The following is a 22,740-nucleotide window of genomic DNA, read 5'->3' on the forward strand; positions in this document are numbered from 1 at the left end:
ATTTTTGATCCATTATGAGTGAAAATGGTAGGGAGACACAGAAATCCGAACCGAAATGACTTCGACTTTAAATAAAGGGCGTTTCAATCCAAGAAGAGCGCGAGAGTGATGGTCCAGGCGCATCCGATGCCTCATCGCCACCGGCGATGCAGCCACAGCCATTGGGTGGGATATTCGCGTACCCAGCCCTCGATCACGTTCGAGACCGCCTGCATGGCGCCTTCCACGTCGATGCGGCCTTCCGCGTCGCGAGGCAAGGGCACTTCCTCGGTGATCTCGATGCGGAAGCGCCCGCGCGGCAGGCGGATGACGCGCATGCCGTGCACGGGGCAATCGAACTGGCGGGCAAGGCGGGCGAGGGTGGGGTTGGTGTGGGCGCGGCGACCGAAGAAGTCCACCACCACGCCCTGGCCCCAATACTGGTCCACCAGCATGCCGATATGTTCGCCGTCCTCCAGCATGCGGGCCATCTGCCGGCCGGCATTGCGGCTGGCCTTGACGAGGCCCGGCATGGTCTGGGCGCGCATTTCGGTGATGAGGTCCGCCGCCTTCTTGATGTTGGGCGCCCGGTAGAGCACGCCGCCGGGCACGCCGAGCTTTGCGCCGGTGATGGCGTTTAATTCCCAATTGCCGGTATGGGCGGTGAAGAAGAGGGCGGGGCGCCCGTCATCGCGCAGGCGCGCCATGATGTCCGCGCCGACAATCTCGATTGTGCCATTGCCGGGATGGTCGGGATCATAATCCCAGATGCGGTCGAGATGGGCGAACTCGGCGGCCATGCAGCCCAGATTGTCCCAGACCCCGGCCACCATCCACCAGATCTGCCAGGAGGACTTTTCCGGAAACGCGAGGCGGAGGTTTCGCCGCGCCGTGCGCGAGACGACGAACAGGGGACCGAACAGCCAAGCGAAACTGCGGATGATGGTGCGCGACCAGGACACCGGGAACAGGCGCGACCACCACACAAGGCCCTGGAGCAGGCCCACCACCGCGCTCTCCCACACGGGGGCGAGCGCGGAGCGGGTGCGCCGCGCCGCGCGTACGGCGAGAGCCTTCAGGGATGTCACCGCCCCCTCCCGCGCTCAGAAGCGCACGAGGATCTTGCCGAACACCCGTCGGCTTTCCAGCCGCTCCAGGCCCTCGTTGAAGGATTCCAGCGGCACCACGGTGTCGATGACCGGCTTCACGCCCCGGCCCATCTTTTCGAGGCCATTGGCCACGTTGCGGATGGTGGCGCCGAACGAGCCGAAAATCTTGTACTGGCGCTGGAACAGCTGCATCAGGTTCATCTGCACCGAGACGCCAGAGGTGGAGCCGCAGGTCACCAGCCGCCCGCCGGGCTTCATGGACAGCAGCGAGCCGTTCCAGGTGTCGACGCCCACATGCTCGAACACCACGTCCACGCCCACCTTCTTGGTGATCTTGCGCACCATGTGCTCGAACCGCTCCTCGCGGTAATTGATCACATGGTCGGCGCCCAGCAGTTCGGCCTTCATGGCCTTCTCGTCATCGCCCACGGTGGTGATGACGGTGGCGCCCACGTCCTTGGCGAGGCGGATGGCGGCGCTGCCGATGCCGGAGCCGCCGGCATGGATGAGTACGGTCTCGCCCTGTTCCAGCTTGGCATTGTCGAACAGCATGTGCTCGACGGTGGAGAAGGTGATGCCGGCGCAGGCCGCCTCTTCGCCGGTGACGCCCGCGGGGGCGGCGATCACCAGCCGTTCGGGCATGTTGATGCGCTCGCAGGCGAAGCCGTCAATGTGGAAGCCGAGCACGCCGCCCACATTCTCGCAAAGATTGTCGCGGCCATTGATGCACTGCTTGCAATGGCCGCAGGTCATGGCGCCATACATGGCCACCGTCTGCCCGACCTTTAGGCCACGCACATCCGCGCCCACGGCGATGATCTCGCCGGCGGCCTCGGCGCCCACCACCAGCGGCATCTTGCGCTTGGCGAAGGCCATGCCGCGCCAGCCCCACACATCGATGTGGTTGAGGGCGACGGCCGTAACGGCGATCTGCACCTCTCCCGCGCCGGGGGGCGGGGGCTCGGGCAGGTCGACGATCTGGAGATTGCGGTCGGAAACGAGCTGGAGGGCGCGCATGGTCTTCCTGAAGGTCAGCGATGGGCGGCGAGCTGGGCCGAGAGGCCCCCGTCCACCGGGATCACGGCGCCGGTGATATAGCCTGCCCCGGGCGAGAAGAGAAAGGCCACCACCTGCGCCACGTCGTCGGGTGTGGCGAAACGGCCGGCCGGGATCTGGGCGGCCATGCGGTCGCGATAGTCCGCGAACTTGGCCAGCATGCCCGTATCGATGAAGCCGGGGGCCACGTAGTTCACGGTCACGCCGCGCCGGGCGGTTTCCACCGCGAGGCCGCGGGCATGGGCCAGAAGCGCCGCCTTGGAGGCCGCATAGGCCGCATTGCCCTGGTTGGCCTGAAGCGCCGCCACCGACCCGATGGCCACGATCCGTCCCTCCCGCGCCCGCGTCATGGGCCGCACCAGGGCGCGGGTCAGGCGCACGAAGGTGAAGTGATTCACCTGCATGACCGCCTCGGCCTTGTCCTGGTCGATCATGGCGGCGAGCGTGTCGTAGGAGGCCCCCGCATTGTGGCAGAAGCCGTAATAGGCCTCCGGGTCCGCTTCCAGCTCCTCCGCGAGAGCTTCGACGGCTGCACGGTCGGCGAGGTCCACCGGACGGGCAATCAGGCGCGCGTCGGGCGTGGCGGCGCGGATCTCGTCCATCAGCGCCTCGGCCTCGGCCACCGCGCTGCGATAGGTGAAGGTCACCGCATGGCCGGCCGCGCTCAGGCGGCGCACGATGGCCGCCCCGAGCCCCCGGCCCCCGCCGGTCACAAGAATGCGTTTGTGGGCGAGGCTCATGCCCGGCCCGCCAGGGACAAAATCGTCACGCCGGCTCTCCCGCCAGCACAAGGCTCACATTCTGCCCGCCGAAGCCGAACGAATTGGAGATGACGCGCTTGACCTCGGCGTCCCGCGCAACGTTCGGCACCACGTCCAGCGGAATGGCCGGGTCGGGCAGGTGATAGTTGATGGTGGGCGGAATACGGCCATTGGCGATGGTCAAGAGCGACACCGCCGCCTCGATGGCCCCCGCTGCCGTCAGCGTATGGCCGATCATGGACTTGTTGGACGAGATGGGGATGCCGGCGAGGAGTTCGTCGCCGAACACTGCCTTCATGCCCACATATTCCATGCGGTCATTCTCGGGCGTCGAGGTGCCGTGGGCGTTGATATAGTCCACCTCTGCCGGCGTCACGCCGGCATCCTCCAGGCCCTTCTTGATGCAGCCGACAATGGGTTTGCCGTCGGGGCTGGAGCGGGTGCGGTGGAAATTGTCGGCCATCTCGCCGCAACCTTCCACCACGCCGAGAATGGTGGCGCCGCGTGCCACTGCATGCTCCAGGCTCTCTAGCACCAGGGCGGCCGCACCTTCGGCCATGACGAAGCCGTCGCGATTCTTGGCGAAGGGGCGGGCGGCCTCTTCCGGCTTGTCATTGGCGGTGGTCAGAGCCGAGAGCAGCGAGAAGCGGATGAGGGCTTCGGGATGAACCGAGCCGTCAGTGCCCAGCGAGAGCGCCACGTCGCATTCGCCGCGCCGGATGGCTTCCACGCCCAGCTGGATCGCGGTGGCGCCGGACGCGCAGGCGGTGGAGAGCGAAATGGGCTGGCCCTGCGTGCCGAAATGGTCGGCGAGCCGGTCCGCCACGGAGCCGAACAGGAAGCGCTCATGCCAGGGGCGGAACTTGCCGGTGGACGCGGCCGTCAGCAAATCGTGATAGACCAGCGGCTTATGGTCCACCACGTCGGCGAGCTGGCGCTTTTCCGGCCATTCCAGCTCCACCGGCGGGACGGCGGCGAACAGCGGGCCGGGAAAGCGGCCCTTGCCGCCGATGCCGGACTGGGCGACGGCTTCCTCGGCCGCGAGCGTCGCGAGCTTCTGCGACAGATCGGGCGCGGGGACGCGGCCGTCGAACAGGAAGTCGACCGTGCCGGCAATGGTGGTGCGCATGCCCTCGACGGGAAAGCGGGTGATTCGGTGGATGCCCGATTCACCGGCGGTGAGGCGGCGCCAATTGTCTTCCTTGCCCTGACCCAGGGAGGTGACGATGCCGATGCCGGTGACGACCACGACGGGCCGGCCGAACTTGTCCGTGTACGCCTGCGCCATGGGCGCCTCCTGATCCGAAGGGCGCCCCGCCCGGCGCACCATTTGCCGTCTTATGGCACCCGGCGGCGCCTGCGTCATCCCATCGACCCTGGCTGCCGCCCGTGCAGTGCGCGCATGACGCGGCCGGGCGGCGAGGGCAGGTGGCCCTCAGGCCACCTTCTCGACCAAGGCGGCGCCTTCGCCGCGCCAGTGGCCGACGGCGGTCACCAGGACGCGGTCCACCGCGCCTTCGCCCGCTTCCACCTCGTCCCCCGCAACGACGGGGAAGAGGGTCCCGCGCGAGACAGTAAGCGCGGCCACCGCGAGCGCGGCGGGGAATTGCGCCTCGAAGCCATGGCCGATGCGATTGGCCAGGGCCCGCACCGGCAGGCCAGCAGAGGTCAGCGCGCCGCGCTCAGCCTCGGTTGCGCCGCGCGCGCCGGTGGCACCGGACAGCACCAGGGTGGCCTTGTCCGAGCCCGCTTTGGCGACGAGCCCGGAAATGACGGCGGCGAGGTCGCCCTCTCCATTGCGCCGGGCCCGCTCGGACCAGACGCCGGTCAGCTTGGCGATGGGCTTGGCGCCGCGGGCGGTGGCATGCTCGGGCGATTCCAGCACCAGGAACGCGCCCATGGAGCCGGAGGGAATTCCGGGGGCGTCACCCTGCGAGAAAACCGGGCGGAAGCTGCCGGTCATGCAGAAATCGTTCAGCGCGTAGAGGAGCAGCATGTCCTCGCGCTCGGCATTATAGGCGCCGCCCACAAGGGCGATCTCGCTCTGGCCGGCGGCGATGCGGGCATGGGCGACGCGGGTCGCGTCCACGCCGGCGCTTTCCTCGCCCATGAAGGTGCGGGAGGAACCGGTGACGCCGTGCACGATGGAAATATTGCCGGCGAGCAGATTGGAGAGCTGGGCCAGCGAGAGCGTCGGCCGCAGGTCCGCCAGCAGGCGCTCGTTCAGCAGCCGGCCGGGCTCGTTGGCGCCCACGAGGTCGTTGAGGATGGCCGCGTCCACCGCATGGTCGCGCTCGCCGCCGCCGGCGCCCACGATCATGTCGGTGCGACCGAGAATGTCGGCGTTCTTGGCAATGCCGGCGCTGTCGAGGGCGAGGCCCGCCGCATAGGTGCCGATGCGCTGCCAGGGCTCCATCTGACGCTGATCGCCCTTCTTGGGGATCTGGCTGTCATAATTGAGCTTCACCAGCGGGTGCACCACATAAGGCGCGAATCGCTCCGCATCGGTGATGGGGGCGGTGCCCGCATTCAGGGCGTCCCAATGGGCATCGAGCCCCTCTCCCAGCGAGGAGACGAGCCCGATCCCGGTGATCCAGACCTCGCGCTTGCCGGCGCCGCGCTCAGTCATCGACATATTCCGTCACGGGGAAATGGACATGCTCGGCCACCCGCAGGACGGTGCTCTTCATGCGGCCCTCGGGCCAGGAGAGCACGCGGAAGGTGAGCTCGGCATTGCAGATGGGCTTGCCCTCAAAGGTGGCATGGGTCTTTGCCACCACGAAGCCGGAGCCCTCGTGCAGGATTTCGGAGTGCAGGTCCAGATTCTGCCCCGGCACGACGAAGGTGCGAAGCTTGGCTTCCTTGACGGTGGCCAAGAACGGCATCTTGTCGAATCGGTTGCGCGCCAGCACCAGCCAGCCCGTGGTCTGGGCCATGGCCTCGATGAGCAGCACGCCGGGCATGATGGGGTAGCCGGGGAAATGGCCCTCGAAGATAGAGCTTTCCTCGGGCACCAGGCCCTGGCAGTGGATGGTCTTGAGGCCCGGATCGATGCTCACGATCCGGTCCACCATCTTGAAGACTTCAGGACGCATCAGCTCCGTCCGACCTCAGGCCGACTTCGCAGCGACCAGCTCGTCGATGCGCGCGCAGAGGTTCTTGAGCACGAAATACTGCTCGGTGGTGGCCTTGCCGTCGTTCACTTCCTGCGTCCACTGCTCGAGCGGAAGCTTGATGCCGAATGCCTTGTCGATGGCGAAGGCGATGTCGAGGAAGTCGAGGCTATCGATGCCGAGATCGTCGATGGCGTGGCTCTCCGGCGTGATGGTGTCACGCTGGATGTCGCACGTCTCGGCGATGATGTTGGCGACGGTATCGAACGTCGAAGACATGGATGCGCCTCTTTCAATGTCCGGCTTGCTGGCCCGTCCCCATCCAGCTCGCGGGAGCACAAATGCGGGCATGGCCGAGGGTCGGCCGACCGGCCCTGCGAATAAGTCGAGCGCCCCTATAGCGAACGTGGCGGGAGGTTTCAATGGCGAGCCCTACCGCTATCCGGTGCGCGGGGGGGCTCAGGCAGCGAGGATTTCCTTGAGCGCCGCCACGAGCCGGCCGCACTCCTCGTTCGTGCCCACCGTGATGCGTAGGAAATCGGCAATGCGGGGCTTGGAGAAATGCCGCACGACGATGGCCCGCTCCCGCAGCGCCTGTGCCAGCCGTGCCCCCTCATGGGCGGGATGGCGGGCAAACAGGAAATTGGCGGAGGAGGGCAGCACCTCGAATCCGAGGCTGGAAAGATCGGTGGTCAACTGCGTCCGGCTCGCTACGATGCGCCCGCACGTCTCCTGGAACCAGGCCTCGTCCTCCACCGCCGCCGTGGCGCCGGCAAGGGCCAGGCGATCCAGCGGATAGGAGTTGAAGCTGTCCTTCACCCGTTCGAGCGCCTCGATGAGCGGCCGCTGGCCGATGGCGAATCCCACCCGCAGTCCCGCGAGCGAACGGGATTTTGAGAAGGTGTGCACCACCAGCAGGTTGGGATATTCAGCCACCAGCGGCACGGCGCTCTCAGCCCCGAAATCCACATAGGCTTCGTCGATCACCACCACCGCGTCGGGATGTGCCTTCACCAGCGCCTCGATCTCAGCCCGTGGCAGGGCGATGCCGGTTGGGGCGTTGGGGTTGGGCAGGATGATGGCGCCGCATGGGCGGTCATAGTCGGCGATGTTCACCCGCAGGTGGTCGTCCAGGGGGATGGCCTCGAAAGCGATTCCATAAAGCCCGCAATAGACCGGATAGAAGGAATAGGTGATGTCCGGGAACAGCAGCGGCGCCTCGTGCTTCAGGAGCGCCTGGAAGACGTGGGCGAGCACCTCGTCCGAGCCGTTGCCCACGAACACCTCGTCCGCCGTCACCCCGTAGCGGGCGGCGAGGGCGACGCGCAGCTTCAGGCCGGTGGGGTCGGGATAAAGGCGCAGCGTGTCCACCTCGCCGGCCACCGCCTGCGCCACGCGCGGCGAGGGCGGGTAGGGATTCTCGTTCGTGTTCAGCTTGATGATCCCCTCCATCTTCGGCTGCTCGCCGGGGACATAGGGGGTCAGCCCGTGAACGATGGAACTCCAATACCTGCTCATGGAACGGGGCCTTTGAACGCGCGCATGCTGCTGTGCCGGCGGCAGGCCGCCAGCGTGCGCGTGTCTGTGCCACGGATGGCGCCTTTCATCCACCCTGAAGGCAGGTGTCAGGCGGCAAAGGCACGGGCGAGCAGGATGTCGGCCTCGCCGGGGAGGTCCGCCGTCCCAAGCATTCCGCGCCCCGCCTGGAGGCGGCTGCGCGCATAGGCTTCGGCAATGGGGGCGGGCGAACGGTCCGAAAGGGCGGCGGTGGCTGCCAGGGTGGCGAGCCCCTCCGCCAGCACTCGGGCCTGACGTTCCACGTCGCGCGACGCCAGCACCGCCGCGAGCGAACGGGTGGTCTCCTGAACACCAGGCAGGTCGCCCGCCTCTGATGCGAGCGTCTCCAACAGGTCCCGCGCCGCCTCCGGTTCACGGCCGGCGGCGCGTAGGAGGTCGAGCGCCACCACATTGCCGGACCCTTCCCAGATGGAATTGACCGGCGCCTCCCGGTAGAGCCGGGGCAGAAGGCTTTCCTCCACATAGCCATTGCCGCCCAGCCCCTCCATGGCCTCGTAGATGAAGCCCGGCGCCAGCTTGCAGACCAGGAACTTCACCGCCGGTGTCAGAAGGCGGGCGCGTGTCGCCTCCATGGGGTCGGTGGCAGCCCCGTCGAAGGCGTGAGCGAGGCGCATCACCAAGGCAACGGCGCCTTCCACCTCCAGGGCCATATCGGCCAGCAGGGCGTTCATGGCCGGCTGGGAGATGAGCGTCTTGCCGAAGACGGCCCGATGCCGGGCATGGTGGAGCGCTTGGGCCAGCGCCATGCGCATGAGGCCGGCGGAAGAGGCGGCGCAATCGAGCCGCGTCATCTGCACCATGTTCAGGATGGTGGCGACGCCCCGGCCCTCCTCTCCGACGCCCCAGGCGAAGGCGCGGTCGAACTCCACCTCGGCGGAGGCATTGGACCGGTTGCCCAATTTGTCCTTCAGCCGCTGGAAATGCAGCCCGTTGAGGCTGCCGTCCGGCCGGAAGCGCGGCATGAGGAAACAGGTGAGCCCGCCGGGCGCCTGCGCCAGCACCAGGAAGGCATCGCTCATGGGCGCGGAGAAGAACCATTTGTGGCCGGCCACCTCATATTCCCCGCCGCCGATGGGGCGGGCACTGGAGACATTGGCCCGCACATCCGTGCCGCCCTGCTTCTCCGTCATGCCCATGCCCAACGTCACGCCGCTCTTTTCCCAGAAGGGCAGAAAGCGGCCGTCATAATGGCCGGCGCGAACGCGCGGCAGCCATTCGGCCGAAAGGGCGGGCGCGGCGGCGAGCGCGGCGGGGGCGGCATGGGTCATGGTCAGCGGGCACACATGGCCCGCCTCGACGCCCGAGACGAGATAGAGCCGCGCGGCGCGGGCGACGTGGGTGCCGCCTTGCCAGGTGGAGGCGCTTAACCCGCCGGCCGAGCTTTCGGCCATAAGAGCATGGTAAGAAGGATGAAACTCCACCAGATCCAGCCGCCGCCCCTGTGGATCGTGGGTGCGCAGACGCGGCGGGTTCTCATTGGCGAGGCGGCCCAGGGCCAACCGATCCGCCCCGCCCCAGGCGGCGCCGAAGCGCGTGAGGACGGCCGCGGGCTCGCCCCCGGCCGCGTGTTCGCGCAAGGGCGCGTCGAAGGCAACCAGGTTCAGATCGGCGAAGGGCGGCGGCTGGTTCTGCACCGCCTCATCAGCGGGCTCTGCCCCGTCCACGCGCGCCTGTGCCGCGCTGGAAACCCATCCTGCCATGGCGTCCTCCCAGAGCCGGCCGCTTTCGGCCGTGGTATCTTTTGCGGGCTGGGATTCGCGCTTGAACCTTTGCGAAACCCTCCCTTCCTTAAGCTGCGCCCCCATGCCCCTGTTCGCAACCACCTGGCCCTGGATCGGCCTCGGCGCCGCCGGCATCCTTCTGATCCTCCTCGCCGCGGGCAACGGGCTCGCGGCGGATCGCAGCGTGCGACGCTGGCTGGACATGGGCTGGCTCACCTGGCTGGGGGTGGCCGTCTATCTGCTCCACCAGTTTGAGGAGCATGGGGTGGACATGCTCGGCCGCCCTTATGCCTTCCGGGGCGCCTTGTGCGCGGAGCTAAGCTATCGCGATCCCATCGCCTGCCCGGTGCCCTTGTCCTTCATCACCTCGGTGAATGTGGGCGGAGTTTGGCTGGCGGGCATTCTGGCGGCCTTGCTGGCGCCGCGCCGGCCGCTGCTGGGCCTCAGCTTCTTCGCGGTGCCGCTGGTCAACATCTTCGCCCATGCGGGACCGGCGGTGATGAATTCCCGTTACAATCCCGGCCTCTTCACCGCCGCCAGCCTGTTCGCGCCGGTCTGCCTGTGGGTGCTGTTCGTGGCCGTGAAGCGCTATGGCGCCGGGCTGAAGGCGCTGTCCCTGCTGGTGGCCAGTGGCCTTGCGGTCCACGGCGTGCTGCTCGGCTCGCTCTTGCTGTTCCTGCGCGGCTATATCGGCCCGGAAGTGCTGTCGGTGACGCAGGCGCTGAACGGCCTCGTGCCGCTCGCCCTCATGTATTTTGCCATGCCGGACCGGCCGGTGTCGGTGGCGCCTGCCCGTCCCGCACCCCGCGCGCCCCGGCGGCGCGCGCCGAAGCCGCCGCCACCGCCCGTCGAATGAACCTCAGACGGTTGCGCCCTTGGCCTTGGCGCGTTTGAGATGCTCGTCGAGGCGGGGCAGAATCTCGATGAAATTGCACGGCCGGTGCCGCACGTCCAGTTGGTGCACCAGGATCTCGTCCCAGCCATCCTTGCAGGCGCCGGGGGAGCCCGGCAGGCAGAAGATATAGGTGGCGTTGGCCACCCCTGCGGTGGCGCGGCTCTGCAAGGTCGAGGTGCCGATCTTGGCAAACGAGATCATGTGGAAGACGGTGGAGAAGCCCTCCATCCGCTTCTCGAACAGCGGCTCCAGGGCCTCCGGCGTCACGTCGCGGCCGGTGAAGCCCGTGCCGCCGGTGGTGATGACCACATCCACGGCGGGATCGGCGATCCAGGCGCCCACCGCCGCGCGGATCTCGTCCACGTCATCCTTCACGATGGCCCGGCCCGCCAGCACATGGCCGGCGCCTTCGATCCGCTCGGCGAGCACGGTGCCTGAGCAGTCATCGGCCCGTTCGCGGGTGTCGGAGACGGTCAACACCGCGATGCGCACGGGCACGAAGGGACGGGTGGTGTCGAGGCCGGCCATCAGATGGGTCCCTGCAAGGTGTTGCACTGCTGCATGGAGCCCGTCTTAAGCCCGCGCGTGAACCACGTCACCCGCTGCTGCGAGGAGCCGTGGGTGAAGCTGTCCGGCACGATGGTGCCCTGGGAGCGCTTCTGGAGCGTGTCGTCGCCGATGGCGGCGGCGGCGTTCAACGCTTCCTGCACGTCGCCTGGTTCCAGCACCTGGAAGCGGGCATCGGCATGGTGGGCCCACACGCCTGCGAGGCAATCGGCCATCAGCTCGGTGCGCACGGACAAGGCGTTGGATTCCCGCTCGGTGCGCGCATTGCGGCGCGCTTCCTGCACCTTGGGCAGGATGCCGATGAGGTTCTGCACATGGTGGCCGACCTCGTGCGCGATCACATAGGCGGCGGCGAAATCGCCGGGCGCGCGGAAGCGCGTCTTCATCTCCTGGAAGAAGGTCAGGTCCAGATAGACCTTCTGGTCGTTGGGGCAATAGAAGGGTCCCATGGCGGAGGACGCCCCGCCGCAGGCGGAGCGGGTGGCGCCGGAGAACAGGACAAGGGTGGGGTCCTTATAGGTCTTGCCCTGCTGGCGGAAGATCTCGGTCCACACATCCTCGGTCTGCGCCAGCACCTTGGAGGCGAAGCGGCCGAGCTCGTCGGAGGGCGCGCCGCGCGTGCCCTGCTGGGTGGGGGCGCTCTGCTGGGAGTAGCCACTTCCGCCGCCCTGGATGGCATCGAGGCCCGAGAGCAGCACCAGCGGATTGATGCCCAGCGCCCAACCCACGAGACCCACCACGATCAGCGTCCCGATGCCAATGCCGCCGCCCCGCCCGCCGGGCATGGAGAAGCCGCGCCGGTCCTCCACATTGCCGCTGGAGCGGAAATCCTCCCATTTCATGCTTGTCTCTCCTGCGACCGGCCGGAATGTCCCGCCGGCATAACGCCCGGTGAAGCCGAAGGTTCGCGGCGTCGCGAGACAAAGCATGCCATTGCGGCAATTTCCATGACGGGCCTCGTCGAGCCTTCAGCCCTCAACCGGGGGCCACCAATTGCCCCGCCTGGCGGTCGAACCGCCAGATGTGGCCGGGCTTGAGGTGTGTGCCACCTTGCCAGCGGTCGATGGCATTGAGGGTGGCGTGGTCGAGCGTGCCGGCAAGCGCCGCGGTGCCGGCGGGGGTCAGGGTCACCGTGCTCGCCGCATAGGAGCGATAAGACAGTTCCTCGGCGGTGGGCACTTCTCCGGCGATGGCGAGCTTGAAGCGGGGCACCTCATGGACCGGACAGGGCAGTCCGGTGAGAAGGGGCTGCGGGCCGAAAGCCATCTCGTCGAGCCGGAGGAAGAAGCTCAGGTCGCCTAAGAACTTGGCCTCGTCCTGCTCGGTGACCGCGCCGAACAGGCGGCCGACCATGGCCGGGCCCTCCGACAGCGCCCGCAGCACCCGCTCCTGGGTCAGGGACAGGCCACTTTCCGGGGCGGGAAGCTCTTCCAGCCAGCGGCGCAAGGCGGGGGCGAGGAAGGGCATGTCGGGAACCGGTGCCTCGGCGAGGGCGGCGATGCCCTCGGGCGTGTCCGCCGTCACCGCTGCCCAGGCAGCGCGGCCGGCCTCCAGTTGCAGTGTGGTGATGGGCACGGCGCCGGGGGCGAGTGCGGCCGCCGCCTCCGGCGAGAGGGCGCCGAGATAGGTGTCCGCCTGCATCAGCTTGAGGCCCACCCGTTCCGGCTCGCGGGCGAAAAAGGCGAGCAGCTGCACCAGCTGGAGCTGGTCGAACAGGTCGTGCTCGAACCACAATTCCACATCGCTATAGGCGATGTGGGCGGTGATGAGCCCGTCGCGTGCGGCAAAATCGCCGCGCACATCGGCAAAGTCGAGACCGAAGACAGTGGCGAGATAGTCCGCCCGTACGTCCGACACCAGCTCGAGGCTCTCCAGCCCCGGTACCGGGCCGTCATGGAGCACGTCGCGCCATTCCAGCACCCGCCCGGAGACACCGCCACTGCGAATATTGGCGGCGGCGGAATCCCCGTTGGTGACGATCAGCCTGGCCATCTGCCTCTCCTTGTTGGGCCTCTGCCTGCGGGCCGTCTATTTCAGCCGCGCCCGCGATAGGGGGCGACGCCGGTGTCCGGCAGCCATGCGCCGGCCGGCAGCGTGCCAGTCTGCCAGAAAACGTCGATGGGGATGCCCCCCCGCGGATACCAATAGCCGGCGATGCGCAGATAGCGGGGCTGCAAAAGCTGCACGAGGCGCTTCCCGATGGCCACCGTGCAATCCTCATGGAAGGCGCCATGGTTGCGGAAGGACGCCAGATAGAGCTTCAGCGACTTGGATTCCACCAGATAAAGGTCGGGCACATAGTCGATGACCAGGTGCGCGAAGTCCGGCTGGCCAGTCACCGGGCACAGCGAGGTGAATTCCGGGCAGGTGAAGCGGGCCACATAATCGGTGTCCACATGCGGATTGGGCACGCGGTCGAGGGTGGCGGTTTCAGGCGTGTCGGGCAGGGCGGTCTGCCGGCCGAGCTGGAGCTCGTCTTGCGTCATGAGGCGTCCTTCAGGCTCTGGCCCGGCAAGGCCGGGCGGTTCGGCGCGGACCATAGCCCAAATGGCAGCGTGCCGCTGCCGCGCCCTCTTCGCATTCCGCGCGGCACGCGCTAGAAGCGGCGCCGACGACGGGGGCGCGAGCATGTCCCCGCACCGATCTGCGCTCGTGAAGGGAAGGTTCGTTCCATGACCGCCATCGTCGACATTATCGGCCGAGAGATCCTCGATAGCCGCGGCAACCCCACCGTCGAGGTGGACGTGGTGCTGGAAGACGGCTCCCTCGGCCGCGCCGCCGTGCCCTCCGGCGCCTCCACGGGCGCCCATGAGGCGGTGGAGCTGCGCGACGGCGACAAGGGCCGTTATCTCGGCAAGGGCGTCCAGAAGGCGGTCGAAGCGGTCAATGGCGAGATCTTCGACGCCATCGGTGGCCTCGATGCCGAGGACCAGGTGAAGGTCGACAGCATCCTCATCGACCTGGACGGCACCCCCAACAAGGCCCGCCTCGGCGCCAACGCCATTCTGGGCGTGTCGCTGGCGGTGGCCAAGGCGGCCGCCCAGGCGAGCGCGCTGCCGCTCTATCGTTATGTGGGCGGAGCCAATGCGCGCGTGCTGCCGGTGCCCATGATGAACATCATCAATGGCGGCGCCCATGCGGACAACCCCATCGACTTCCAGGAATTCATGATCCTGCCCGCCGGCGCTGAAACGTTCGCGGAAGGCCTGCGCTGGGGCGCGGAAATCTTCCACACCCTGAAGAAGGGCCTCAAGGACGCCGGCCACAACACCAATGTGGGCGACGAGGGCGGCTTTGCCCCGAACCTGGCCTCCGCCGAGGCCGCGCTCGACTTCGTCATGAAGGCCGTCGAGAAGGCCGGCTTCAAGCCCGGCGCCGACGTCTTCATCGGCCTCGACTGCGCCTCCACCGAATTCTTCAAGAACGGCGCCTATCATTATGAGGGCGAGGGCAAGGTGCGCGACATCGAGGCCCAGGTGAAGTACCTGGCCGAGCTGGTCGGCGCCTATCCCATCGTCACCATCGAGGACGGCATGGCCGAGGATGACTGGGCGGGCTGGAAGCTGCTCACCGATACCATCGGCTCCAAGTGCCAGCTGGTGGGCGACGATCTGTTCGTGACCAATGTGGAGCGCCTGTCGCGCGGCATCAAGGAAGCCACCGGCAACGCCATCCTGGTGAAGGTGAACCAGATCGGCTCGCTCACCGAGACGCTCGAAGCGGTCGAGATGGCCCACAAGGCCGGCTATCGCGCCGTCATGTCCCACCGCTCGGGCGAGACCGAGGATTCCACCATCGCGGACTTGGCGGTGGCCACCAATTGCGGGCAGATCAAGACCGGCTCGCTGGCCCGTTCGGACCGCACCGCCAAGTACAACCAGCTCCTGCGTATCGAGCAGGAACTGGGCAGCCAGGCCAAATATGCCGGCAAGGCGGCGCTGAAGGCCCTCGCCTGAGCTCTTGGTCGCTTGAGGTTGGAAGGAGCCGGGCCGAAAGGTCCGGCTTCTTTCGTTTGAGGCTCCCGAAATGCAAAACGCCCCGCCGGGGGGCGGGGCGCTGGACCTTAACGGCGAAAAAGGCCGCGGGAGATGACCCTCACGCCTCGCCCTTCATCTTCACCCTTCGTCTTCGCCCTTCTTGGAGCCGCCGAGCTTGGCGAAGACGGTCTCCAGGTCGAGGTTTTCCTTGCGGCTGGGGGCGGGCTCGTCATAGCGGGTGGTGACATCCGCCGGCAGCAGGGTCTCGCCCTTGTCCTCGTGGGCCATGTTGGCGGGGCGATCCTTGGCGGAGCGCTGCACTTCCATGTCCAGGTCGATCTGGCTGCACAGGCCCAGCGTCACGGGGTCCATGGGGGCGAGCTGCGCCGAATTCCAATGGGTGCGCTCGCGGATGGACTGGATCGTCGACTTGGTGGTGCCCACCAGGCGGATGATCTGGGCGTCCTTCAGCTCGGGATGATTGCGGGTGAGCCACAGGATCGCGTTGGGCCGGTCGTGACGGCGGGAGACCGGGGTATAGCGCGGGCCCTTGCGGGTCTTCTTCTCCGGCAGGCGGACCTTGGATTCCAGCAGCCGCAAGCGGCGGTTCTGGTCCTTCTCGGCCAGCGAAATCTCATCGCGGGAGAGCTGGCCGGTGGAGATGGGGTCGAGCCCCTTGATTCCCTGCGCCACTTCCCCGTCGGCGATGCCCTTCACCTCGAGCGGGTGCAGTTTGCAGAAGTCACCGATCTGCTCGAACGTGAGCGCGGTGTTCTCGACCAGCCATACGGCGGTCGCCTTCGGCATCAAAGGGGTGTTCGACATGGGAGCCTCTCGGCGTTCTCTTGTTCTGGGCGGCGGACACAAGGGTCTTGCGCTCGCTCCCGCCTGGGGGGCGAACCGCGGATCTCAAAATGTCCGGGATGCTTGAACCATACTTGGGACCGGACCTTTATGCAAATGGGCATTGGTTTTCGGGCGCGCAAGCCGGCCGGAGGGCACAAGCCGGCGCAGTGGTGCGACCCGGCTCTTGACACCCCTTGCTGGCCGCGCCCATTCATGGGCCCATGAGCGGCTCCGATCTCCCGACCACGCCCAAAGGCACGCCTGAAGGCGGCCTGCCTCCCTTGCGCGTGCTGTTGTGCGCGCCACGCGGATTCTGCGCGGGCGTCGTGCGCGCCATCGATGCGGTGGAGCAGGCGCTCACCCTTTATGGGCCGCCCGTCTATGTGCGCCACGAGATCGTCCACAACCGCTACGTGGTGGAGAGCCTGAAGCGCAAGGGCGCGGTGTTCGTGGAGGAGCTGGACGAGGTGCCGGCCGGCAACGCGCCGGTCATCTTCTCCGCCCATGGGGTGCCGCGCTCGGTGCCGGAGGATGCGGCGGCGCGCAATATGTTCGCCATCGACGCCACCTGCCCGCTGGTGACCAAGGTGCATCGGGAAGCCCAGGTGCACCATCGCAAGGGCCGGGACATCCTGCTCATCGGCCATGCCCGCCATCCCGAGGTGATCGGCACCATGGGCCAGCTGCCCGAGGGCGCCGTCACCCTCATCGAGACCGCAGAGGATGCCCGGCAGGTGACGCCGAAGGATCCGGCGAACCTGGCCTATGTGACGCAGACCACTCTCTCCTTGGACGATACGGCGGAGATCGTCGCCATCCTGAGGGAGCGTTTCCCCGCCATGGCGGCGCCGCACAAGGAAGACATCTGCTATGCCACCACCAACCGCCAGGAAGCGGTGAAGAAGGTGGCGCCCCGTGTGGATGCCATGGTGGTGGTGGGCGCGCCCAATTCCTCCAATTCCCAGCGCTTGCGCGAGGCGGCCGAGCGCGCGGGGTGCCCCGTGGCGGTCCTGGTGCAGCGGGCCGGCGACATCGACTGGTCGCTGTTTGGCAAGATCACCTCGCTGGGCGTCACCGCCGGCGCCTCGGCGCCCGAGGTGCTGGTGGAGGAAATCCTCGACGCCTTCGCCACGCGCTATGCGCTGGAGGTGGAAACCGTGACCGCGGCCGAGGAGGATGTCTTCTTCCCCTTGCCCCGGGCCCTTCGTCCCGACGCCGCGGAGTAAAAGGTGGCCGTCTATACCGATGTGTCCGCTCCCCATCTGGAGCAGTTTCTGGCGCGCTATGACATCGGGACCCTCGTGTCCTTTCACGGCATCGCCGAGGGGGTGGAGAATTCCAACTTCCTCATCCAGACCTCTTCCGGCACCTTCATCCTCACGCTTTATGAGAAGCGCGTTGCGCCGCAGGACCTGCCCTTCTTCTTAGGTCTCATGCAGCATCTGGCCGCGCACGGCCTGTCCTGCCCGCAGCCGGTGGCGGCGCGGGACGGGGAGATGCTGGGCGAGCTGGCGGGGCGGCCCGCCGCCATCGTCACCTTCCTGCCTGGCGTCTCGGTGCGGCGGCCGGCGGTCGCCCATTGCGCGGCTTTGGGCGAGGGGCTGGCGCGGCTGCATCTGGCGGGCGCGGATTTTCCCATGCGGCGGGTGAATGCCCTCTCCGTGCCCGGCTGGCGCCCGCTTTATGTGGCCGCTGACGGGCGCGCCGACACGGTGGCGCCGGGGCTCGACGAGACGATCGCCGCCGAGCTGGAGGACCTGGAGGCGCAATGGCCCGGCGACTTGCCGGCCGGCGTCATTCATGCGGACCTGTTCCCGGACAATGCCTTTTTCCTGGACGACAGCCTCTCCGGCATCATCGACTTCTATTTCGCCTGCACCGACCTTTTGGCCTATGACGTGGCCATCTGCCTGAATGCCTGGTGCTTCGAGGAGGACGGGTCCTACAATGCCACCAAGGGACGGGCGCTGCTGAAGGCCTATGAGACGGTGCGGCCTCTCAGCCCGGAGGAAGGGGAAGCCCTGCCGCGCCTCGCCCGCGGCGCGGCGCTGCGCTTCCTGCTCACCCGTCTGGTGGACTGGCTGAACGTGCCCCCCGGCGCGCTCGTGCGGCCGAAGGATCCCAAGGAATATCTGCGCAAGCTGCGCTTCCACCGCACCATGGCCAGCGCCCGCGACTACGGGCTCGGCGCATGAGCGCGCGGGTGGAGATCTGGACCGACGGCGCCTGCTCCGGCAATCCGGGGCCGGGCGGCTGGGGCGCCATCCTGCGCGCGGGGGCGCATGAGAAGGAATTGTCCGGCGGGGAGGGGCTCACCACCAACAACCGCATGGAGCTTCTGGCCGCCATCAGCGCGCTGGAAGCGCTCAAGAAGCCCTGCGCGGTGGATCTCCACACCGACAGCGAATATTTGCGCAACGGTGTGACCAAGTGGATGTTCGGCTGGAAGCGCAATGGCTGGCGCACGGCGGACAAGAAGCCGGTGAAGAACCAGGATTTGTGGGAGCGGCTCGACGCCGCCATCGCCCGCCACGAGGTGGCCTGGCACTGGGTGAAGGGCCATGCGGGCAACGAACTGAACGAGCGGGCCGACGAACTGGCCCGCGCCGGCATGGCGCCGTTCAAGGCCGTGCGGCGGGCTTGAACGGATCGACCGGCCGGATCTTTCTGTCCTGAAAATTGAAAAGGCCCCGCGCGGAACGCCGGCGGGGCCCTTTTTCTGGTCCGGCGCCGGAGACCCGGCGCCGGCTTGTCTCACATCACTTGCCGCGCTTGAACGAGGTCCAGGTCTTGGTGACCACGCGCTGCACGTCCTGGGGATAGGTGGTCACCGTGAACAGAAGGCCCATCGTCTCCGCATTGGGATAGATGGACGGGTTGTCCAGGATGTCCTTGTCGATGAACTTCTGCGAGGCGAGGTTGCCGTTCGCATAGGAAATGTAGTTCGTGTTCTTGGCTGCCACTTCGGGCTTCATCATGTAATTGATGAAGGCGAGGGCCTCATCCACGTTCTTGGCATCCTTCGGGATGGCGAAGTTATCGAACCACATCAGCGCGCCTTCCTTCGGGATGGCATAGGCGATGGTGACCGGCTTCTTCTTGGTCTTCTTGGCGGCTTCCTCGGCGCGGGTCTTGGCCTGGAACACGTCGCCCGACCAGCCCACCGCCAGACAGATGTCGCCGCGCGCCAGCGCATTGATATAGCCGGAGGAATCGAACTTACGGATATAGGGTCGGATCTTCAGGAGCAGCTCGCCGGCCTTGGCGATATCGGCGGGATCCTTGGAATCGGGATTGAGGCCGAGATAGCGCAGGGCCGAGGGAATGATCTCCTCGGGGCCGTCCAGCATGTAGACGCCGCAATCCTTCAGCTTGGAGAGGTTCTCCGGCTTGAAGACGATGTCCCAGGTGTTCATGGGAATGTCGCCGAGGCGCGCCTTGACCGCATCCACATTGTAGCCGATGCCGGTGGTGCCCCACATATAGTTCACGGCATATTCGTTGCCGGGATCATAGACGCCGAGGCGCTTGGTGATTTCCGGCCAGGCATATTGCAGGTTCGGCAGCTTGGACTTGTCCAGCTTCTGGAACACGCCCGCCTTGATCTGGCGCTGCAGGAACGAGCCGGTGGGGACCACCACGTCATAGCCGGTCTTGCCGGCGAGCAGCTTGGTCTCCAGCACCTCGTTGCTGTCGAAGACGTCGTAGCGAACCTTGATCCCGGTTTCCTTGGTGAACTCCTCGATGACCGACTCGTCGATATAGTCGGACCAGTTATAGACGTTCACCACCTTTTGCTGGGCGAGCGCGGGCACGGCGCCGAAGGCGATCGTGCCGAGCGCGGCCAGGAGGGCGAGGCGACGCATGTGAGGCTCCTCTAGAAGGTCCACGATAGCCGTTGAACCGGCTTCGCCACGGTCAGGCTATTGCGAGGACGGGCGCCGCTCAACTGCTTATCCACCGGGCCGCTGCGTTGCGGCATCCGGTCACGAGCCGTCGCAGGGGAAGGGTTGGCGCCGACGATCTGGCCTCAGGCTAGGTCACCTTGTCGAGAAGCAGGAAGAAGACCAGCACCAGCAGGGCGAGGCCGAGGAACAACCCGAACAGGACCAGGGAGATGCGCCGGGCGACGGCGGAGACGTTCATGAAGCCGAGTGCGCCGGCAATCATCGAGATGATCAGGAAGATGACGGCATACTTCAACATGGGGGCCTCCACCGGGCGTGGTCCTGTGATCCGGCGGGCGGATCGCAGCGGGAACCACGCAGAGGAGTTGGAGGTTCCCCGTTCCGTCAGCGGCTGTTGAGCCAGCGGCGGATTTCATCCTTCAGGCGCAGGAAGTCCCAGAAGGCGGCGGCCACCACCACGAGCGGCACCAGCGCCAGCACCAAAGCGGTGGTGGATGATACGCCGATCGCCCCCTGCAGAAAGTCATAGGCGAAATAGGTGGTCAGAGCGGTCACGGCGGCGGCGATGATCAGGTAGACCTTGCGGGTCAACCTCCAGACCGCAAACGCCAGGAGCACCAGAACGGCAAGCACCAAAGCCAGCCCCCAGGCCCAGCCGAGCCCGAAAGTCACCGCGGCGAAGCGCCCGGCGGAGACGGAGAAGAGCCCAACCGTCGCCAGCAGCAACAAGCCAGCCCGCAGGCGCAAGATGGATGGGGCGCCGGCATTGTGAGACATGGACATCGCTGAATTCCCCCTTCGGCCCGCTTGCGGCGAGCCTAGGCCGAAAACATGTTCTCCATCAATAACGCGCAGCCGGTTGCGGATGGCAATGCCGGCCGGCAGCGTTGCGCCTCTGCCACTCACCCGACCCGTCGGACCTCCGAGCGGATTTGTTAGGCACGGATTCACCCAGCCGGGCGTTTGTGTCCGCATACCCCGGCGCCCAGATGGTGCTTTCCCCGCGAGGGACTAACGTGATGCACCGGCAACCCCCATTTGTGAGGGGTGGCATGGAACCGCAGACACCGCCGCGAGCTTTGTCTGCGCGGCAAGGCGCGTGGGCCGTTCGCACAGGGCCGAAGGGGCGCACAGGAGACGAAGCATGGGGCGGACGCTTGTGGTTCTGAACGCGCAGGCGGGCACCGTTCGGGATGTGGGTGCGGAGAAGGTTCGCGCGGAGGTGGACGCCGCCCTCACCTTGCCTGGCCAGGAGGCGGACGTGCGGGTGCTGGAGGGACCCGAGATGGTGGCCGCCATCGGGGATGTGCGCCGTTCTGGCTACGACACGCTCGTGGTCGGAGCGGGCGATGGCACCGTGAGCTATGCCGCCTCCGTGCTGTGCGGTTCCAACATCACGCTCGGGGTGCTGCCGCTCGGCACCATGAACCTGCTCGCCTACGATATCGGCCTGCCGCGGGACCTGACGGCGGCCCTCGAGGCGCTGCGGCACGCCAAGGCGAAGCGAATCGACCTTGCCACCTTGAACGGACGCGCCTTCCACGGCGTGTCGGGCCTCGGCTTCTTCACCCAGATGGCCATGGCGCGCGAGCAGATGCGCTCCACGCGCGGTCGCGTGCTGGGCTGGTTCCTGGCGCTGGGGCGTGCGGTGGTGCGCTCGGGCCGCCTCTCGCTGGAACTGGAGATCGAGGGCCAGCGGGCGCCCATCGACGCCTATGCGGCGCTCGTTACCAACAACGTGTTCGACATGTCCGGCTGGCACCGTTCGCGGCTCAATGCCGGCGTGCTGGAAATCCACGTGGCCGAGGATCGCGGCGCGCTTGCCCGCATTAAGGCCGGGGCGGACCTGCTTGTGGAGGCCTGGCGGGACAATCCCGGCATCCATTCCTTCCAGGCGAAGGCGGTGACCATCCATGGCCTGCGCCGCCGACGCGCCTGGGTGGCCACCGACGGGGAGATCACCCGCGAGACCTTGCCGCTGCGTTATGAAGTGGCGCCCGGCGCGCTCTCCCTCCTGATGCCGCCGGATGCGTCCCAGTGGCAGGCGGAGGCGGTGGCAGACGTGAAGAGCGCGGCAAGCTGAACGCGAAGGCCGGCGGGGGGCCGCCGGCCTTCGGTTGGGATGAGCGGACCGGATCCGGCTCAGTGCGCCATGAGCACCGGAACGGTCATGGTGGAGAGGATTTCGCGGGTCACGCCGCCCAGTACCAGCTCCCGCAGCGGGGAGTGGCCATAGCCGCCCATGACCACGAGGTCCGCGCCCTGGTCCGCCACCTCGTTGAGGATCGCCTCCGCGACGCCCACGCCGGAGCCCAAGGGAAGGGACCGCACCTGTGCGCTGAGGTTGTGGCGTGCCAGATGGCGCACGATGTCCGCGCCATCCTCCTGCGCCGGGGCATTGCCGCGATAGACCGAGAAGATCTCCACCTGGTGCGCCTTGTGGAGCAAGGGCAGGGCCTCGTTGAGGGCGCGGGCAGCGGCGCGGCTGCCGTCCCAGGCCACCACGGCGCGTCCGGCCGCATAGGGCGCGGTCTGTACGTAGGGCACCAGCAGCACTGCGCGGCCCGAATCAAGCAGCACCGTCTCCGCGATCACCTCTTCCGGCCCCGGGCGATCGGGATCGGGCTGGGCGACGACCGTGAGATCGAACAGGCGCGACATTTCCGCGAACGCATTGGCCGCGAGGCCAAGGGAGGCGCTCAGCGTGCGAATCTCGCAGGGGACGCCGGCCGCCTGGGCCACGGCCCTGAAATCCTCGGCTGCCTTGGCCGCCGCCTCCGCATTTTCCTTCATCTGGGCGTCGATGAAGTCGGTGGGCACGGCGCCCATATAGAAGGGGGGCACGTCGATCTCGTAGGTGACGGCAAGGCCCGTCAGGTGCGCCCCGTGCGCCTTGGCAAGGCTCACCGCGAAGCTGGCGGCCGGATCGGTGTCGGCGCCCTGGGTCAAGTTGACGAGGATGTCCCGGATCATTGTGAGGTGTCTCTCTTCAGCCGCAACGGCGACACCACAATACCCTAATGCGTTCCCGAAAAAGCACTTTGAGGGAGAGCAACTTATGCACACCGCACAAACGGAAACGCGGCCGCCCGGGGGAAGGCGGCCGCGCCCGAAACGGCTCGGTCAGGCGGGGGTACTGACCGGTCCGTAGATGAAACGCCGAGCCGGAAACCGGGTTCCGCAGAAAATGAAAAAAATTTCGACCATCTCGCACGGCGCCCAGAACCCCG

General features: G+C 67.2%; 24 protein-coding genes. 6 read left to right on the forward strand and 18 right to left on the reverse strand.

What is annotated here, in order from left to right; all coding sequences use genetic code 11:
- Positions 1-131: 131 nt before the first annotated feature.
- From J5J86_RS12580 to J5J86_RS12620, 9 genes are all read right to left on the reverse strand, one after another.
- Positions 132-1,067, reverse strand: a complete 936-nt coding sequence (locus tag J5J86_RS12580; RefSeq protein WP_247657570.1) for a lipid A biosynthesis lauroyl acyltransferase — start codon at positions 1,065-1,067, stop codon at positions 132-134.
- A 15-nt stretch (positions 1,068-1,082) separates the two neighbouring features.
- A complete protein-coding gene (locus J5J86_RS12585) occupies positions 1,083-2,105 on the reverse strand; it encodes a zinc-binding dehydrogenase (RefSeq protein ID WP_209098427.1) in 1,023 nt (340 codons plus the stop codon).
- Between the two features lie 14 nt (positions 2,106-2,119).
- Entirely contained in the window at positions 2,120-2,884 is a 765-nt protein-coding gene (locus tag J5J86_RS12590) for an SDR family oxidoreductase (RefSeq protein WP_209098429.1), read from the reverse strand.
- Between the two features lie 25 nt (positions 2,885-2,909).
- Entirely contained in the window at positions 2,910-4,193 is a 1,284-nt protein-coding gene (locus J5J86_RS12595; protein WP_209098431.1) for a beta-ketoacyl-ACP synthase, read from the reverse strand.
- Between the two features lie 147 nt (positions 4,194-4,340).
- Positions 4,341-5,540 carry a beta-ketoacyl-ACP synthase gene (locus J5J86_RS12600; RefSeq protein ID WP_446698616.1) on the reverse strand — a complete coding sequence of 400 codons (1,200 nt, stop codon included), beginning with the start codon at positions 5,538-5,540 and terminating at the stop codon, positions 4,341-4,343.
- On the reverse strand, positions 5,527-6,000 hold the full coding sequence (locus J5J86_RS12605; protein WP_209098434.1) for a 3-hydroxyacyl-ACP dehydratase FabZ family protein: 474 nt from the start codon (positions 5,998-6,000) through the stop codon (positions 5,527-5,529). The genes J5J86_RS12600 and J5J86_RS12605 overlap by 14 nt, the downstream gene beginning before the upstream one ends.
- A 15-nt stretch (positions 6,001-6,015) precedes the next feature.
- Positions 6,016-6,297, reverse strand: a complete 282-nt coding sequence (locus tag J5J86_RS12610; RefSeq protein WP_209098436.1) for an acyl carrier protein — start codon at positions 6,295-6,297, stop codon at positions 6,016-6,018.
- A 180-nt stretch (positions 6,298-6,477) separates the two neighbouring features.
- Positions 6,478-7,536: a histidinol-phosphate transaminase gene (gene hisC, locus J5J86_RS12615; protein WP_209098438.1), complete on the reverse strand. Its 1,059-nt coding sequence runs from the start codon at positions 7,534-7,536 to the stop codon at positions 6,478-6,480.
- 107 nt (positions 7,537-7,643) lie between these two features.
- Complete coding sequence (locus J5J86_RS12620; RefSeq protein WP_209098440.1) at positions 7,644-9,296, reverse strand: acyl-CoA dehydrogenase family protein; 1,653 nt, start codon at positions 9,294-9,296, stop codon at positions 7,644-7,646.
- Between the two features lie 103 nt (positions 9,297-9,399).
- On the opposite strand from J5J86_RS12620, the gene J5J86_RS12625 reads away from it, so the two are divergent.
- Positions 9,400-10,173, forward strand: coding sequence for an HXXEE domain-containing protein (locus J5J86_RS12625; protein WP_209098442.1), 774 nt, complete (start codon positions 9,400-9,402; stop codon positions 10,171-10,173).
- A 3-nt stretch (positions 10,174-10,176) separates the two neighbouring features.
- Here J5J86_RS12625 and moaB read toward each other — a convergent pair whose 3' ends face one another.
- The 4 genes from moaB to queF all read right to left on the reverse strand — a co-directional run bounded on the left by moaB (position 10,177) and on the right by queF (position 13,265).
- Positions 10,177-10,740 (reverse strand): molybdenum cofactor biosynthesis protein B, encoded by a 564-nt coding sequence (gene moaB / locus J5J86_RS12630; RefSeq protein ID WP_209098444.1) that lies wholly within the window; start codon positions 10,738-10,740, stop codon positions 10,177-10,179.
- The gene (gene ypfJ, locus J5J86_RS12635; protein WP_209098446.1) at positions 10,740-11,621 is read right to left on the reverse strand and encodes a KPN_02809 family neutral zinc metallopeptidase; all 882 of its coding nucleotides are present in this window, start codon (positions 11,619-11,621) and stop codon (positions 10,740-10,742) included. The genes moaB and ypfJ overlap by 1 nt, the downstream gene beginning before the upstream one ends.
- A gap of 133 nt (positions 11,622-11,754) precedes the next feature.
- The gene (locus tag J5J86_RS12640) at positions 11,755-12,771 is read right to left on the reverse strand and encodes a hypothetical protein (protein WP_209098448.1); all 1,017 of its coding nucleotides are present in this window, start codon (positions 12,769-12,771) and stop codon (positions 11,755-11,757) included.
- Between the two features lie 41 nt (positions 12,772-12,812).
- A complete protein-coding gene (gene queF / locus J5J86_RS12645; RefSeq protein WP_209098450.1) occupies positions 12,813-13,265 on the reverse strand; it encodes a preQ(1) synthase in 453 nt (150 codons plus the stop codon).
- A 186-nt stretch (positions 13,266-13,451) separates the two neighbouring features.
- Between queF and eno the strand changes: the two genes are divergently transcribed.
- A complete protein-coding gene (gene eno / locus J5J86_RS12650) occupies positions 13,452-14,735 on the forward strand; it encodes a phosphopyruvate hydratase (protein WP_209098452.1) in 1,284 nt (427 codons plus the stop codon).
- 159 nt (positions 14,736-14,894) lie between these two features.
- On the opposite strand, the gene J5J86_RS12655 is transcribed toward eno, so the two are convergent.
- Complete coding sequence (locus J5J86_RS12655) at positions 14,895-15,581, reverse strand: DUF1013 domain-containing protein (protein ID WP_209098454.1); 687 nt, start codon at positions 15,579-15,581, stop codon at positions 14,895-14,897.
- A gap of 242 nt (positions 15,582-15,823) precedes the next feature.
- On the opposite strand from J5J86_RS12655, the gene ispH reads away from it, so the two are divergent.
- Genes ispH through rnhA form a run of 3 tightly spaced genes read left to right on the forward strand, consistent with a single transcriptional unit; the run spans position 15,824 to position 18,246 of the window.
- Complete coding sequence (gene ispH / locus J5J86_RS12660) at positions 15,824-16,828, forward strand: 4-hydroxy-3-methylbut-2-enyl diphosphate reductase (RefSeq protein WP_209098456.1); 1,005 nt, start codon at positions 15,824-15,826, stop codon at positions 16,826-16,828.
- A gap of 3 nt (positions 16,829-16,831) precedes the next feature.
- Positions 16,832-17,797 carry a homoserine kinase gene (locus J5J86_RS12665; protein WP_209098458.1) on the forward strand — a complete coding sequence of 322 codons (966 nt, stop codon included), beginning with the start codon at positions 16,832-16,834 and terminating at the stop codon, positions 17,795-17,797.
- The gene (gene rnhA / locus J5J86_RS12670; protein ID WP_209098460.1) at positions 17,794-18,246 is read left to right on the forward strand and encodes a ribonuclease HI; all 453 of its coding nucleotides are present in this window, start codon (positions 17,794-17,796) and stop codon (positions 18,244-18,246) included. Before J5J86_RS12665 ends, rnhA begins: the two co-directional genes overlap by 4 nt.
- 115 nt (positions 18,247-18,361) lie before the next feature.
- On the opposite strand, the gene J5J86_RS12675 is transcribed toward rnhA, so the two are convergent.
- The 3 genes from J5J86_RS12675 to J5J86_RS12685 form a co-directional block, all read right to left on the reverse strand.
- The gene (locus tag J5J86_RS12675) at positions 18,362-19,468 is read right to left on the reverse strand and encodes a polyamine ABC transporter substrate-binding protein (RefSeq protein WP_209098462.1); all 1,107 of its coding nucleotides are present in this window, start codon (positions 19,466-19,468) and stop codon (positions 18,362-18,364) included.
- A gap of 169 nt (positions 19,469-19,637) precedes the next feature.
- Positions 19,638-19,808 carry a DUF1328 family protein gene (locus tag J5J86_RS12680; RefSeq protein ID WP_209098464.1) on the reverse strand — a complete coding sequence of 57 codons (171 nt, stop codon included), beginning with the start codon at positions 19,806-19,808 and terminating at the stop codon, positions 19,638-19,640.
- Between the two features lie 86 nt (positions 19,809-19,894).
- On the reverse strand, positions 19,895-20,293 hold the full coding sequence (locus J5J86_RS12685; protein WP_247657571.1) for a hypothetical protein: 399 nt from the start codon (positions 20,291-20,293) through the stop codon (positions 19,895-19,897).
- A gap of 361 nt (positions 20,294-20,654) precedes the next feature.
- Between J5J86_RS12685 and J5J86_RS12690 the strand changes: the two genes are divergently transcribed.
- Positions 20,655-21,593 (forward strand): diacylglycerol/lipid kinase family protein, encoded by a 939-nt coding sequence (locus J5J86_RS12690; RefSeq protein ID WP_209098466.1) that lies wholly within the window; start codon positions 20,655-20,657, stop codon positions 21,591-21,593.
- Positions 21,594-21,652: 59 nt separating this feature from the next.
- On the opposite strand, the gene J5J86_RS12695 is transcribed toward J5J86_RS12690, so the two are convergent.
- Positions 21,653-22,483: a universal stress protein gene (locus J5J86_RS12695; protein ID WP_209098468.1), complete on the reverse strand. Its 831-nt coding sequence runs from the start codon at positions 22,481-22,483 to the stop codon at positions 21,653-21,655.
- Positions 22,484-22,740 lie beyond the last annotated feature (257 nt).

The organism is Aquabacter sp. L1I39, assembly GCF_017742835.1.
Lineage (GTDB): Bacteria > Pseudomonadota > Alphaproteobacteria > Rhizobiales > Xanthobacteraceae > L1I39.